This is a genomic window from Chitinophaga agrisoli (assembly GCF_008386695.1).
In the GTDB taxonomy this organism is placed as follows: domain Bacteria; phylum Bacteroidota; class Bacteroidia; order Chitinophagales; family Chitinophagaceae; genus Chitinophaga; species Chitinophaga agrisoli.
Map to the genome: position 1 here is coordinate 1,878,379 of NZ_VUOC01000004.1, position 14,242 is coordinate 1,892,620.

Genomic DNA, 14,242 nt, shown 5'->3' on the forward strand with positions numbered 1-14,242 from the left:
GGTCTTTATCAAATGGATTCTACTGCATCCTGCATTATACCGGTATAAGTGGCAATATACCAGTTATTACCCCAGGCATCCCTTACGGCGCTGCTACGCTCTCCGTAGGTCTGATCTACGGGCGCTGCCGTGGCGGTACCGCCGGCTTGTACGGCCTGTTGATGCACCGTATCCACATCCGGCACATAAAGATGAAAAGAAGTAGGCATGGCCGGGTATTCCGGGCGGGCTTCTGAAAACTCCAGGATGGTATCATCAATGTAAATATGCGCATGCATTACCTGCCCCTGATCATCCCGGTAAACGGCTTCCTTATCTGCGCCAAATGCGGCTTTCAGAAAAGCTATGAAATCATCACATCCTTTTATGCTCAGGTAAGTCGTTAAAGCCGGAAAACCGGCAGGTTTAAATGGCGTTGACATAACAAGAACGGGGTTTTAGGTGAGTATTAAAGTTAGCATAATTTTCTACGCCCCGTATTAATTTTTCCACAATCCAGCACGCTGGCAATCATCACTATGTATTAATAATCAACGTATTGTCATCAATTTAAAAATATGCAAGGTTTTAGCGGTAATAACAGAAACTATTCCATCATGAACCATCACAACGCACTACTGAACGGTCATGGCCAGCCCAGCGCAGGCGCTTTGTACGATAGCAGCAATATTCTGAATGTTAGCCGTGAAGGCCGGGTAGCCTCCATAGTAGCCGGATCCCTTATGGCGAGCACGGCCCTTGGCCAAATGGGAAGACACCCTTTTAGCAGCCTGTTTAAACTGGCTGTGGGCAGCTATTTGTTATACAGGGGCCTGTCCGGCAACTGCCCTGTTTCTGCCGCCATTGAAGACCGCGTTGGCCGTCATACACAGGCCATTAATATCCGCACTTCCCTGCATATCGGGAAACCCAAGGAAGAAGTGTATGCATTCTGGCGGCAGTTAGGCAACCTGCCCCTGTTTATGCGGCACCTGGAAAAAGTAGAGGAGCGGGACAGCCTGCACTCCCGTTGGATGGCTAATGGCCCCGGCGGCGTAGGCAGTGTAGAATGGGAAGCAGAGATCGTAAAGGAAGAAGCAGGCCGTTTACTGGGCTGGCGCTCCATTGCAGGCTCGCAGGTAGCTACTGCCGGCCGTGTCACCTTTGAAGATGCCCCTGATGGCGGCACCTATATGAAAGTGATGATCACTTACCGCCCGCCTGCCGGCCATGTAGGCACCGGCCTGGCCTGGTTGCTGAATGCAGCCTTTGAGCGTATTATAGAAGAAGATATTGAGCGTTTCAAGGTGTTTATGGAAACAGGTGAAATAGTACATGAGTAACAGCTGTTAGCGGTTAGCCTTTAGCAGTTAGTGTTGAAGCGAATTTACAATGAGTATGAAAACATCTCCATCTTGCGAAAAGACAGTGCCATTACAGAAAACCGGTGAGCAGCATAATACAGAGCATACCATCTCACTGCCTACCGTGCAGGCTTGCGTACAACGCTATAATATAGCAAAGGACCGGCTGCTGGAAGTAAACCATTGGGGTGAACTGGGCGGCCCGTTCTCCGCCAACTTCACCTTAACGGACGGCAGCGGTCATGTGGTGCACCATAAAGCCCGGGAAGGCGATCATATCAGGATAGACCTTCCCGGGCCGGGCTCTAAAACCGGCAACGGGTATGACTGGGTGGAGATAGAAAAGATAGAGGACCGTTGTACAAGTTCCGGCAACTCCGCCTATGTGGCGATCAGGGTACGGCCCTCTGGGAATCCCCGTGATTTTAACAGCAGGATCGCGCATTTTTTTGCGCCTACGGCTACCAGCTCCTTTGTAGTGGAGCGCGTGGGTAACCGTATTAAAGCCAGCGTTTACGGACGTAATGAAAAACCCAACAAGGAACACCAGGAAGGACTGCTGGATAGACTACGGAATGTGGTAGTAGCGGTCAGCGCCACGCTGGGGTTCTCAAAACCGCAATGGCAGGGATTGGTGAAAGGGCTCTTAAAAAATTAATGTCTTAATAGGTGCTATATAAACGCAAACGGTTCCGGACTGTTCATCAGTGCCGGAACCGTTTTATATTTCAGGTAAACACCGGTTAGCGGTCGTCGTAATCCTGGTAAGGATCTTCCTGCTCATCATCCTGGTCGTCCAGGCTGTAGTCATTGTTCTCTTCGTCCTCTGCGCCTATCTCTTCCATCTCGTCATCATCTTCTGCGCCGGGTACATCCAGTCCATCTTCCTCTTCATCGGATTCTTCGTCCCTTTCACTGACCAGGATATCCCTTGCGCGTACGTTCTCGTCGTCGCCATCGTCCTGGTCTTCATCGCGGGGGCCTAAGGCAGCCAGGTCATCGGCGGTTACATCGGCTTCTGTGCCGGGGATGATCTCCGGGGTGGCGTCATCTTCTGTGAGCTCCTGGTCGTCTTCAGATTCCAGCTCCCCGGGCAATTCCCCTGAAGGCGTAAAATATTCCACACTTTCTTTGGCGGAGAGATCGGCCTGACTGGGGATCAATGCCTCTTCAGACGGCTGGTCCGGATCGTCCTGTGCAGAAGTAGGATCATCCTGTTCCTTTGGATCACCAGGCGTATTTTTAGGCTGGACGGGCTTATTGTTGCCGGGTGTTTTACCGGCGTCCGGACGGTTGCTTTTCATAATACTCGTTTTGGGTAAGATAGTGCAGTATTACGGGTAATGCAATGACTAAAGTGCGGGGAAATATGTCAATATACGAAGCGTTGGCTACAGGCTGCTCCCCTGCCGGTTCCGGGAGATGCGTCTGATCTCCCGGAACAACAAAGGAATCGTTAACAGTGCTGCTTGCCATCAGCTATCTGACAAAGCTTCTTTTTTGAAATTATCGTAGGAGCTTTTGCTTTCCTCTATGATCCGTAGTATACGTTCCCGCACATCATCCTTAAGGCCGGTCACCTCATGTTCTATGATACGTTTCAGCTCGGCTAGATCAGTTGATCCTTTGCCTGCCAGACGGCTTACCTTATGGCGCCAGTTGCCGGCTGTGTAACGGATCTTTTTCCTGGTATTATCGCCGGTGTCCGGCGCCACTAACATTCCCACCAATACTCCTGCGGCCATACCCGCTAATGCGCCTGATAAGAATTTTGTGCTCATAAGAATGCGATTTAAGGTTTAACAATTGTAACCATACCTGGTTCAGATAGGTGCTACTGGGAAATTTTCAAATATCAGGCCAAGTGGATGTGGGGGATGTGCGGATGTGGGAATGGGGTGATGGGGTAAATGAAGGCGGTCAGGCACTGTGTACCTGACCGCTACTTATATTGGTGATGATGGGTTATTTCTCTTTCAGTAACTCATCTATCAGGTGGTTAAAGTCTTTTTGGTACTGCTCATAATGCTCACCGGTACCGGGACCGGAAAAGCCGGTATGCACTTCCTTCACCTGACCCTTTTTATCTACAAAAAGGGTGGTCGGGTAACCCTTTATGCCGGTAAGCTGGGGCAGGGTTTTCTCCGTTTTTTGCGGATCTGTAGGCGTAACGCCGGTGATCAGCACGGGGAATTGTACATTAAAACGTTTCATGAAAGCAATAAGCGCTTTCTGGGATTTTGCAAAATCCGTAGTGCGCTCGTAGGCCAGGCCCAGGATCTCCACTCCGCGTTGTTTATTTTGTTCATACCATTTGCTGAGGTAGGCGGTTTCATCCATACAGTTAGGGCACCAGGATCCCATGAGGGTGATCACCACTACTTTACCCTTAAAACGGGCGTCGCTGATGCTGACCTGTTTGCCGTTTACGTCCGGGAAGCTGAAATCCAGTTTGGATTCCCCTGGTTTGATGGTGGTAAGGGTGGTTTCGTCCGGCAGTTTGGCGGACGCATCCTTTTGGGCGGTCCAGGTTTCTTTAGCCGCGCCTATACCGGCATAAAATACGCCGTTTTCCAGGGTTTTATCCCCGGTGAGACGGGCTGTGAAATAATAGGCATGGGAGCCGTCAAAAGTGGACAATTTAAGGGTGTCGCCATCCATGATCCCTTCCAGGAAGCGGTAGTCGCCGGTGGTGGTCAGGAAAGTGCCGTATACGGTGTTGCCCTGTTGTTTAAATTCCCCTACGGAGAAGGAGCTGTCGGCCTTGCCGGGTGTTTTGAAATAAGTGGCCCAGCGGCCGGTTACATTACCCTTGGCCGGCTGATGCTGTGTAAAACGTTCCTTTACGCCGGGTATGGCGGTAAAGGGGATGCTCATATCATTATTTGCCAGGTGACGGATCCACAGACCTTTGATCTCCCCGCCGGGTTGTACGGCACCGCGGAACTCGGAGTCGAAAAAGGGCATCTTTATAAAGATGGAGTCGCCTTCCATCTGTATATCATCTACCAGCAGGCGGTCGCCGGCATTGAGGACGTACAGCACTTTACGGCCGTTCTCTTCCTTTACTTCCGTGTTAAAAACGATATCTGCTCCATCCTGACGGTGCAGGCGGGTTTGCCAGACGCCATCAACAAAGGGTTGTTGCGCAAAAACGGTAATAACTGATAATAAATTGATTATCAGCAGGGATAGTACTGGTTTTAGTTTGGTCATAGCCCCGGTTGATTGTTATTCTAGGTTGTTGATTGTTTATTCTACTAAATTGATAGACAAAGATAGGTAATAATGAGCGGATACGGTAATTGGTGGGATGGGTGACGGGCTGAGCGGGATAAATGGTATCGGGATGGATAGCATTATTTAGTCGCATTCGGCTCTTATTGCATCGCTACTGCATTGACACTGCATTGACACTGCATTGCAACCCGTATCGGCCCCTTTTTGAAACGTTGCTGCAAATTAAGCTATTATCGCGTCCGGTCGGTTCCTCATTTCATTGATTATCAATATACTGCGCGGAATCTATCAAAAGGCCCCTTACTTCCGTGCGCCAAACAGCAGGCTGCCGATGCGGACCAAAGTGCTGCCCGCTTCAAGGGCCAGTTGGTAATCACCGCTCATGCCGATGGAAAGCTCCCGGAAATGATCATTACCGGCAAAATAGCGGTCTTTCATGGTGGTTTGTAATTCCTTCAGGTGGCGGAACTCTTTTAAGATCTGTGCTTCACTGTCTGTATTGGTGGCCATGCCCATAAGGCCAGCTATACGGATATTGGCCATGGCGGATTCGGACTGCCATTGCTGCAGCAGCGCTTCCAGTTCCTGGGTATCGAGGCCAAATTTGGTCTCTTCTTCGGCAATATGGACCTGCAACAGGCAATCTATTACCCGGTTGTTTTTGACGGCCTGTTTGTTGATCTCCTGGAGCAGTTTATAGCTGTCTACCGCATGGATCATGGTGACAAAAGGCGCAATGTATTTTACCTTATTGGATTGCAGGTGGCCAATAAAATGCCATTGTATATCTGTGGGGAGGTTGGGTTGTTTCTGTACCAGCTCCTGTACATAGTTCTCGCCAAATATGCGGTGGCCGGCATTATACAGCGCCTGGATATCTGTTTCCGGTTTTAATTTGGAGACCGCTACCAGTTTTGCGTCATGATCTGCCACTGTAGCCAGTACCTGTTGGTATACGGGTAAATTGATCGACATGGCGCAAAGGTAATAAAGCTTAGGGGAGGTCTGCGGTGATCTTTAATATTTCCTTGTGCACATGGAATAACCGCTTCACATCATCCGGGTACCAGGCGGTGTTTTCCAGCACCACTACGGACAGGTGACGGGTAGGATCAAAGAAGTCCATGCAAACGAAACCGGGTATAAGACCGGTTTGGCCGGTGTACTCATGGTCATCCTGCTCTACCCAGGTGATGCCGTAGCCGTAATACATTTTGCCAAAAGCGGGGTGTTCCCGCAAGGAGATGTCGATAGGCGTGGTCATGGCGGTATAACTGCGCTGATCGAGCAGCATGCCGTTATGCCGTTTGCCGTGCAGGCATTCGTTCCATCTGGCCAGATCATCCACCGTAGAAATAAAGGTGCCTGAAGCGGCATGACCTGACAGATCGCCCTCCAGCCGTTGCAGGGTATCTCCGTTTAATGCGTAGCCGGTCACAAGGCCCGGGCCCTGGTAGGTATCCGGGAAGGCGCTGTGCGCCATCTTACATTCACGGAACAATCCGTTGGACAGCTGCTCGAAAGACAATCCGGCCGATTTTTCTATACACTGGGCCAGCAGCTCATAGCCCAGGTTAGAGTAGGCAAACTTGCTACCGGGCGTAAAGGCCAGCGGCTGGTCAGGCGATTTGATGCCGCTGGTATGGCTGAGGAGATGGTAGATGGTCACGCTGTCTGCCCAGGGGGCTGTTAGCTGCGGCAGGTACCTGTGAATGGGCGAGTCCAGCACCAGTCCGCCGGTTGACAGCTGCTGCAAGGCCAGTACAGCGGTGATCTGTTTACTGATAGAGCCGATATAGAACTGGCTATCCTTATGCAGGCGTACCTTGCGTTCCCTGTCCGCATAACCGGTTGCTTTGCTGTATACTTTCTTGTTGGCATATTTAACCAGGATCACGCCATTAAAGGGATGGGGCGTTTTGGCTTCTGCGGTGATCAGGGAATCAATCCGGCGGGTTACATCGTTCATCCACAACTGTTTGTTGGAGGGTTGTATTTCGCCGGCAATATTGAGGAGGACAAGGAAAATGAAGTCTAACATAGCATAGGGTTATCTACGGATAGCAAAGATAAAGAAAGGACATCCCTTTTGTGGAATGTCCTTTCTTTTTTTATGTAGAAAATGGCAAACGGCTAACTTAAGATAGAACGGCTGATCACGATGCGCTGTACTTCGGAAGTACCTTCATAGATCTGGGTGATCTTGGCGTCGCGCATGAGGCGTTCTACATGGTATTCCTTTACATAGCCATAACCGCCGTGTACCTGTACGGCTTCTGTGGTTACCCACATGGCGGTTTCTGAGGCAAACACCTTGGCCATGGAGCCGCTGAGCGTATAGTCCAGGTGCTGATCCTTTTCCCAGGCCGCTTTGAGGCATAAGAGACGGGCGGCTTCTATCTGGGTGGCCATATCTGCCAGTTTAAACTGGATGGCCTGGTGCTGGGAGATCTCTTTACCAAAGGCTTTTCTTTCCTTGGAGTATTTAAGGGCCAGCTCAAAAGCGCCGCTGGCAATACCCAATGCCTGGGATGCGATGCCTATACGGCCGCCGGCCAGCGTTTTCATGGCGAATTTAAACCCAAAGCCGTCTTCGCCTATACGATTTTCCTTGGGCACCTTTACATCCTGGAACATGATGCTATGGGTATCGCTGCCGCGGATGCCCAGTTTATTTTCCTTGGCGCCGATGGTAACGCCCGGCCAGCTCTTTTCTACGATAAAGGCGTTGATGCCTTTGCTGCCTTTTTCCGGGTAGGTTTGGGCAATGACCAGGTAAGTGCCGGCGGAGTTGCCGTTGGTGATCCAGTTCTTGGTACCATTGAGCAGGTAATAGTCCCCTTTATCTTCTGCGGTGGTGCGCTGGGAGGTAGCGTCTGAACCGGCTTCCGGCTCACTTAACAGGAAGGCGCCTATCACCTCGCCTTTTGCCAGGGGCACCAGGTATTTTTGTTTCTGTGCTTCGGAGCCAAAGGTTTCCAGGCCCCAGCATACCAGCGAGTTATTTACGCTCATACATACGGAGGTGGAAGCGTCTATTTTGGAGATCTCCTCCATGGCCAGTACATAAGAGATGGTATCCAATCCGGCGCCGCCGTATTCCGGGCTTACCATCATACCCAGGAATCCCAGCTCGCCCAGCTTTTTCATCTGTTCGGCAGGGAACTTTTGTTTTTCATCCCGTTCTATGACGCCCGGCAACAGCTCGTTCACTGCAAAATCACGGGCGGCCTTCTGTATCATCAGATGCTCTTCTGTTAATTGAAAGTTCATAGTGCTTTAAATGTTTTGGTAATGTGCTGAAGTGCTGATATGCTCAACGTCCATTAAGTATCATCACGTGGGTATATCTGTACACCGGCAAATATAACGATGTATACCCTTCATCCGCGTTTTGGCTAAGAATTCAATGTTATCCATTATTAGCATCAAAACGTTGGAAAATTTCCTGAAAGAATGCAGGCTTATTGGAATTGGTTCAGTATTTCAGGGGGCTTGCTATAAAGTATAACAAATAAACGTTACACGTGATCCATTAAAATCCTGTAGCTTGCTGTTTATGAAGAACATCAAGATCATTGAGGTTAAATCAGAAATAGGCGCCGGCACCCGTGGCGCCAGCCTGGGAATAGATGCTATTAAGATTGCGGCGCTGGACTTCATGAGCAACTTCTTTGTACATTTTCCCTCAGAGACCATAGAAACAGAGAATAAGTTATTATTTGAGCCGATAGAGTCTCCTTTTGCCAAACGGATCAAAGGGATCTATAACCTGTATGAGCGTATCAGCAAAAGCGTATACGATACGGTTAAAGCCAACTGGTTCCCGGTAGTGCTGTCCGGCGATCATAGTACCGCCGGCGCCACCATTGCGGGCCTTAAGATGGCGCATCCCAAGGCCAAACTGGGCGTAATATGGATAGACGCCCATGCAGACCTGCATACCCCCTACACTACCCCATCCGGCAATATGCACGGTATGCCCCTGGCGGTGTCTATTGCGGAAGATAACCTGGAATACAAGGCCCATGAGCTGGATGAGAATACGACTAAAACATGGCGCGCCCTTCAACATATAGGCAAGATAGCCCCCAAGGTATTGCCGGAGGATATTGTATTCATTTCCCTGCGTGATTATGAAAAGGAAGAGGATCACCTGATCAAGAAATATGGTATGAAGGTGATCACGACCAGCGAGGTACGGCGTAAAGGGCCGGAGAATATCTCCCGTTCCGTATTCCGGTACCTGAGCGATTGTGATTATATTTATATCTCCTTTGACGTGGATAGCCTGGACGCCTCTATATCCCGCGGCACCGGCACCCCGGTAAGCAATGGTTTACGGGAAAGGGAAGCGGAAGACCTGATCGCCAAGTTTATGCAGCACCGTAAGATCTGCTGTTTTGAGATCACGGAGGTGAACCCTACCCTGGACCGGGAAAACCTGATGGCGGAGATCGCGTTCAATATATTACAACGCAGTGTGAATGTGCTGATGATGAACTGAGTAATTATATCTTGAAATAAGCGATCAGCCAGCCTACGACCTCACTATAGCTGTAAATACCTTTCTCCTGTTTATTGGCTTTCAGGTATTGATCATACAAGATAGCGGAATAATCATCCAGCGGGCCGCGGAATGATCTGTAGAACTCCGTAACGTATTTATAATCCTCCTTAACGCCTGGCACAGCCCTGCTCCATACCTGGCGCGCCAGGGCGGTATCCCGCCGGGCCAGCTGACCGGTACTGTACAGGAACATCTCAAAACTGGCGGCATAACGGAAACGCTTATCCGGCGTATGGTCTGCCACCAGGTAGCCTACAAAATTGGCTGTTTCTTCCGGGGCATACCCTAGTTGGTGGGCAATCTCATGACAGGTGGTAAAGGGCTGTGTAAAAAAGGGCACCGTGGTATTTACCTGCGCCTCATTAGTAAAAGGGTTCAGGTAGCCGGTTACCCCCATATAGTTGATCCAACGGCCAAAAAGGGAGGATTTTACGCTGGGGTTTGTATACTTAAGCGCGGGCCATGTCTGCGCTGCCAGCCCATAGGCGTGTATAGCGCGGTGAAACAGCCGGGCGCTGTCAGGGTCCGGGGATGTTATACTGGCGGTATCTCCCAGGGCGGCCTTACGGAGGTTCACTTCCTGCACCAGGGTATCTGCCAACCGATATAACTGGTCTGTGTTATAGGGTTTTACGTTTAAGGCTGTATCTTTGGCAAGTGAATGGCGGCGGTAATTATATCCCCACAGGAACAGGAAGGCGAAAAACAGGGTAAGCAGGATGCCAGTAGCGCCCAAAAGGGACAGGCCGGCATCTTTCCAGCGGCCCCTGATCATTTTATAACATAACTTTAACAGAAAAATAAGGGCAGTTATAGCCCAGCCAATATATATTAGATCGCCAACACTGAAAGGGACTGCTCCCGTCAGCCATCTGAACAAGGCACTAATCCAAATATACAACCTATGAAAATAGAACGAGGCAAATCCATCATTTACGGCAAATAACAATTTAAACAGTAACAGCAGGGCTACTGCTATTGCTATACGAAGTCCCGATCTTTTAAGTATCGCTTTTTTTTCCATAATGACCTATAACCGGTGAAATGAAATGATGGCAGATGCACTTTTCCTGAATGAGCTATCCTCCCAACTATCTGCAAAATTGGCGGTGAAAATACAGATTAATCAGGCAGAAAGAATACAGGGCGGAGATATTAATGAAACGTACCGGCTGGTAACGAATGAGGGCCCCTGGTTCCTGAAAGTGAACGATGCGCGGCGCTACCCGGATATGTTTGCCAAGGAGTTCAGCGGGCTTTCCACCCTCCGTAATACCCAAACCTTTGCAGTGCCGGAACCAGTATGCCATGGCGCTATTTACGGGCGCGCTTTCCTGGTAACCGACTATAAGGAAAAAGGAGGCGCCTCTACGGATTTCTGGGAGGGTTTTGCGGGTAACCTCATCAAACTGCACCAACATACGCAGGCACATTTTGGCTTTAATGAGTACAATTATATAGGCACGCTTAAACAGTATAATACGCCTTATACTAACTGGGCGGTATTTTATGCGTTTAACCGCATTATGCCGCTGGCCAAACAGGCCTATGACCGTTTTCTGCTGGATAAGCCGTTGGTGACGCAGCTGGAGCAGCTGTGCAAAAAGTTCACCTCTATCTTCCCGGACGAGCGGCCGGCGTTACTGCATGGCGATCTGTGGTCCGGCAATTTTATGGTGGGCCCGGATGGGAAGGCGTGTATCTATGACCCGGCTGTTTATTACGGTCACCGGGAAATGGACCTGGCGATGACCCGGCTTTTTGGCGGATTTGATACCCGTTTCTATTATGCTTACCAGAGCCTGTTCCCCCTGGCCAATGGCTGGCAGGAACGGATAAGCCTTTGTCAGCTATACCCCCTGCTGGCGCATGTGCTGTTGTTTAATGGCGGCAGTTATGTAGATAGTGTAAAGGAAGTGCTGAAGGAATGGCAATAACTAGTAGTTACTTTCCGGTGTTTTGTTTTTCTGTTCCGCGATAAAGGCGGTCATCTTTTCAAATTCGTCTTCAATGATCGGGAAAAAGCGGTCCATATCCGCGGCAATCTCCGCATAGAGCGCTTGTATTTTAGGGCCGGCGCTGGCTGCGGGCTCTTTGAGGGCGTCTTCCATCCCCTGCATCTTTTCGCTTACCCAGGTAAGGCCTACCATGGCAAAATTAGGTTTCAGCTTATGCACCTGGATCTTCAGGCTATCCAGGTCCAGCTGGCGCACAAAGTTCTCCAGTTTGCATACTTCTCCGCGGATGGTCTTGATAAAGATCTCAAAAAGGTCCGCAGCATAGGCAATATTATTTTCATACAGGGCACGGAGGTACCTTGCATTCAGTTCCTGGTGGAACTCATAACCATTGATGTGCAGTTCTTCATCTTCCATCAGTAGTCCCGTTTCTTCTTCGTTGAGGTATTTATTTAAGATCTGTAATAACTGATCCGGCGTATAAGGTTTTGTCAGGATATCTGTGATGCCCGTCATACGTGCCATGGTAGCGGTGCTTTCCATGGCTACGGCCGTAGTGGCCACTATAGGGGTGGCTACATTGGGCAGTTTCTCATCGGCCCGGATCCTTTTGGTCAGTTCAAACCCATCCATACCTGGAATGCGGATATCCATGAGCACCAGGTCATAGAGCCTGGTATCCAGGAAATAGATGGCGTCTGGCGCGTTGGTGGCCAGCTGGCATTGTATATTATACTTTTCCAGCAGGCTGATGATATAGCGGAGGTTCATAGGATTATCCTCTATCACCAGTACCCTGGCCCCGCCAAAGTCTGCCTGTCTACGGCGTTGGCCAAAAAGCATGCCGGACACCGCCGGTTTGTTTGTGTCAATGAACGGAAGATTAAATGAAAAACAGGTGCTGTAGCCGGGCTGTTCCTCTACGAGGATGTTGCCCCCCTGCCTTTCTACCAATTGTTTTACGATGGCCAGTCCCAGTCCTGTGCCGCCGTATATTTCCCGGATCTCCTTCTCCGCCTGTTTATAGTTCTGGAAAACGAGCTCCAGCTTATCCTTACGGATGCCGATGCCGGTATCGCAGACCCGGAACCTTACCCAAAGTTTATTTTCCTGCCAGCTTTCGAGCTGGGCGGTCAGGCATATTTCCCCTTCTTTTGTGAATTTGTCCGCATTTCCCAACAAGTTCATGAGGATCTGGTTCAGCAGCGTGTCGTCCCCTACCAGCAGGTGTTGCAATTGGGGGTCTACCGTAGCGGAGATCTTAACCGGCCGTTGCCCCATTTTCAGTTCAAAGGTATGCTTTAAAGATTGTATTAACTCGTTGAGGTTAAATTCCCTTTGGTTCACCTGGAGCTCTCCGGCCTCTATGCGCGAGATATCCAGTATGTCCGTGATCAGGCCCAGCAGTATGCCAGAAGAGTGTTTGAGCGTTTTTACATATTCCACCTGGCGGGGGTCGAGGGTGGTCTCTTCCAGCAGGTGGGCCATCCCGATGATGGCGTTAAGGGGGGTGCGGATCTCGTGGCTCATATTGGCCAGGAAGTCCTTCTGGGCTTTCTGGGCCTCTTCGGCGTCCTGACGGGCGCGTTCCAGTTCCCGGCGCATGGCATGGTGCCGGGTAACATCCACCACCTGCCAGATGCTGCCTTTAAATTGGCTACCCTCCAGCAGGGGCATATAATTGACCTCATAGACATGCCCGTTTGAAAAGGGCAGGATCCAGGCAAAATAGGGCTTACGCCGGCGGCGGAGCTCCTTCATCTTTTCCTCAAAAGCGGCCGGCTCCTGTACATGGTCACGGAAAAAGCTGATAACAGTGCCATAGGGTTTACCTACGACCTCGGACCCACCCGGCCCTATATCGAATGCATTGATTATGATATTATTAGCCCATATAAAACGGTGTTTCCCGTCTGTTACCAGTATACCCGCGCTGGTATGCTGAAGAAAAGCAGACATGGGCAGGGAAAAAACGCCCTGCGCCTCTAAGTTGGACATATTGGCGCTAACTGCAGGTGTTTTTCGGTGTCGCGTTCTAACTTTGGCCTTCATGGTGCTATTTTCACGGGAATGGGGAATATGCTTGCACAGCTTTCATAAGACTTACCCTTTTTTACCTCCAGGCAGCATTGATAATCAACAAATTTATGAACATTTTTACATTTACAAATAATTAGTTACCTTTGCATCCCTCTAAAAGTGGAGGACTGTTTTGATGAAACGTACCAGGTTTTTTTCTAAAAGTAAATAACTTTGCGCGTTCATCTGACCAAATTGACATCAAATTATAATTCAGATGAAAACACTCCGAGAATTTGATATAGCCTTTGTAGGACTGAAGCCCGGAGTGCATGCCTTTGAGTACCAAATTACGGATAGTTTTTTTGAAAATTACGGTCCGCAGGATTTTAGTAACTGTAAAGCCACGGTGAAGCTGCAATTTGACAAGAAAAGCAACTTCTTCATGCTTAAGTTCGAAGTAGGCGGCACAGCTACCGTGAATTGTGACAGATGCGGCGCACCGTTTGAATTGCAGCTTTGGGATGATTTTGACCAGGTAGTGAAGTTGGTGGAGAACCCGGAGGAACTGCAAGATGATGAGGATCCGGAAGTTACGTATATCTCAAAGACGGACTCACACTTTAACGTGGCAGATCTGATCTATGAGTTCATTAACCTGAGTATCCCTATGCAGCGCATCCATCCGGATGACAGCGAAGGAAAAAGCGGGTGTGATCCTAAGGTGCTGGAGATGCTGGACCGGATGAACCAGCAGTCGGGGGAAAAGCAGAACCCGATCTGGAAGGACCTGGATAAATTCCGGGAGAACTAAGGAGCTAAAAAGGATCTATAACAAAAGGTAATTTTTCCTTTTAATTCAATAAGAGACAATTAAAAATTAAATACAATGCCAAATCCTAAACGCAGACATTCTCAGCAAAGATCAGCAAAGAGAAGGACGCATTACAAGGCAGTTGCGGATACTTTAAGCACAGATAGCGCAACCGGAGAAGTGCACCTGAGACACCGTGCTCATTGGGTAGAAAACAAATTATACTACAAAGGAAAGGTAGTGTTGGAAAAACAAGCCAGCACTAAATAGTTTTACTTTACTTAGTACCAATAGTTAA

At 49.4% G+C, this 14,242-nt stretch carries 15 protein-coding genes; 6 read left to right on the top strand and 9 right to left on the bottom strand.

Annotated features, from left to right (window positions below; translation table 11 throughout):
- Positions 1 to 8: 8 nt before the first annotated feature.
- Complete coding sequence (locus F0L74_RS26580; protein ID WP_149840937.1) at positions 9 to 422, bottom strand: VOC family protein; 414 nt, start codon at positions 420 to 422, stop codon at positions 9 to 11.
- Between the two features lie 174 nt (positions 423 to 596).
- Here F0L74_RS26580 and F0L74_RS26585 point away from each other — a divergent pair, with 174 nt between their 5' ends.
- Entirely contained in the window at positions 597 to 1,322 is a 726-nt protein-coding gene (locus F0L74_RS26585) for an SRPBCC family protein (protein WP_188316177.1), read from the top strand.
- 55 nt (positions 1,323 to 1,377) lie between these two features.
- Positions 1,378 to 2,001 (top strand): hypothetical protein, encoded by a 624-nt coding sequence (locus tag F0L74_RS26590; RefSeq protein WP_149840939.1) that lies wholly within the window; start codon positions 1,378 to 1,380, stop codon positions 1,999 to 2,001.
- Between the two features lie 85 nt (positions 2,002 to 2,086).
- Here F0L74_RS26590 and F0L74_RS26595 read toward each other — a convergent pair whose 3' ends face one another.
- The 6 genes from F0L74_RS26595 to F0L74_RS26620 form a co-directional block, all read right to left on the bottom strand.
- Positions 2,087 to 2,647: a hypothetical protein gene (locus F0L74_RS26595; RefSeq protein WP_149840940.1), complete on the bottom strand. Its 561-nt coding sequence runs from the start codon at positions 2,645 to 2,647 to the stop codon at positions 2,087 to 2,089.
- Positions 2,648 to 2,818: 171 nt separating this feature from the next.
- On the bottom strand, positions 2,819 to 3,124 hold the full coding sequence (locus tag F0L74_RS26600; RefSeq protein ID WP_149840941.1) for a YtxH domain-containing protein: 306 nt from the start codon (positions 3,122 to 3,124) through the stop codon (positions 2,819 to 2,821).
- A gap of 184 nt (positions 3,125 to 3,308) precedes the next feature.
- On the bottom strand, positions 3,309 to 4,559 hold the full coding sequence (locus F0L74_RS26605; protein ID WP_149840942.1) for a peroxiredoxin family protein: 1,251 nt from the start codon (positions 4,557 to 4,559) through the stop codon (positions 3,309 to 3,311).
- Positions 4,560 to 4,883: 324 nt separating this feature from the next.
- The gene (locus F0L74_RS26610) at positions 4,884 to 5,558 is read right to left on the bottom strand and encodes a YggS family pyridoxal phosphate-dependent enzyme (protein ID WP_149840943.1); all 675 of its coding nucleotides are present in this window, start codon (positions 5,556 to 5,558) and stop codon (positions 4,884 to 4,886) included.
- A 19-nt stretch (positions 5,559 to 5,577) separates the two neighbouring features.
- Positions 5,578 to 6,624 (bottom strand): serine hydrolase domain-containing protein, encoded by a 1,047-nt coding sequence (locus F0L74_RS26615; RefSeq protein WP_149840944.1) that lies wholly within the window; start codon positions 6,622 to 6,624, stop codon positions 5,578 to 5,580.
- Between the two features lie 92 nt (positions 6,625 to 6,716).
- The gene (locus F0L74_RS26620) at positions 6,717 to 7,856 is read right to left on the bottom strand and encodes an acyl-CoA dehydrogenase (protein ID WP_149840945.1); all 1,140 of its coding nucleotides are present in this window, start codon (positions 7,854 to 7,856) and stop codon (positions 6,717 to 6,719) included.
- A gap of 286 nt (positions 7,857 to 8,142) precedes the next feature.
- Here F0L74_RS26620 and F0L74_RS26625 point away from each other — a divergent pair, with 286 nt between their 5' ends.
- Complete coding sequence (locus tag F0L74_RS26625) at positions 8,143 to 9,090, top strand: arginase (RefSeq protein ID WP_149840946.1); 948 nt, start codon at positions 8,143 to 8,145, stop codon at positions 9,088 to 9,090.
- A gap of 4 nt (positions 9,091 to 9,094) precedes the next feature.
- Here the strand turns inward: F0L74_RS26625 and F0L74_RS26630 are convergent, their stop codons facing one another.
- Positions 9,095 to 10,177 (bottom strand): DUF3810 domain-containing protein, encoded by a 1,083-nt coding sequence (locus tag F0L74_RS26630; protein ID WP_149840947.1) that lies wholly within the window; start codon positions 10,175 to 10,177, stop codon positions 9,095 to 9,097.
- A gap of 25 nt (positions 10,178 to 10,202) precedes the next feature.
- Here F0L74_RS26630 and F0L74_RS26635 point away from each other — a divergent pair, with 25 nt between their 5' ends.
- On the top strand, positions 10,203 to 11,090 hold the full coding sequence (locus tag F0L74_RS26635) for a fructosamine kinase family protein (protein ID WP_149840948.1): 888 nt from the start codon (positions 10,203 to 10,205) through the stop codon (positions 11,088 to 11,090).
- Here the strand turns inward: F0L74_RS26635 and F0L74_RS26640 are convergent, their stop codons facing one another.
- Positions 11,091 to 13,109 (bottom strand): response regulator, encoded by a 2,019-nt coding sequence (locus F0L74_RS26640; protein WP_188316179.1) that lies wholly within the window; start codon positions 13,107 to 13,109, stop codon positions 11,091 to 11,093. It abuts the gene before it with no gap.
- 298 nt (positions 13,110 to 13,407) lie between these two features.
- Here F0L74_RS26640 and F0L74_RS26645 point away from each other — a divergent pair, with 298 nt between their 5' ends.
- Both F0L74_RS26645 and rpmF read left to right on the top strand, forming a co-directional pair.
- Positions 13,408 to 13,944, top strand: a complete 537-nt coding sequence (locus tag F0L74_RS26645) for a YceD family protein (RefSeq protein WP_149840950.1) — start codon at positions 13,408 to 13,410, stop codon at positions 13,942 to 13,944.
- 75 nt (positions 13,945 to 14,019) lie between these two features.
- Entirely contained in the window at positions 14,020 to 14,214 is a 195-nt protein-coding gene (gene rpmF, locus F0L74_RS26650) for a 50S ribosomal protein L32 (protein WP_149840951.1), read from the top strand.
- Positions 14,215 to 14,242 lie beyond the last annotated feature (28 nt).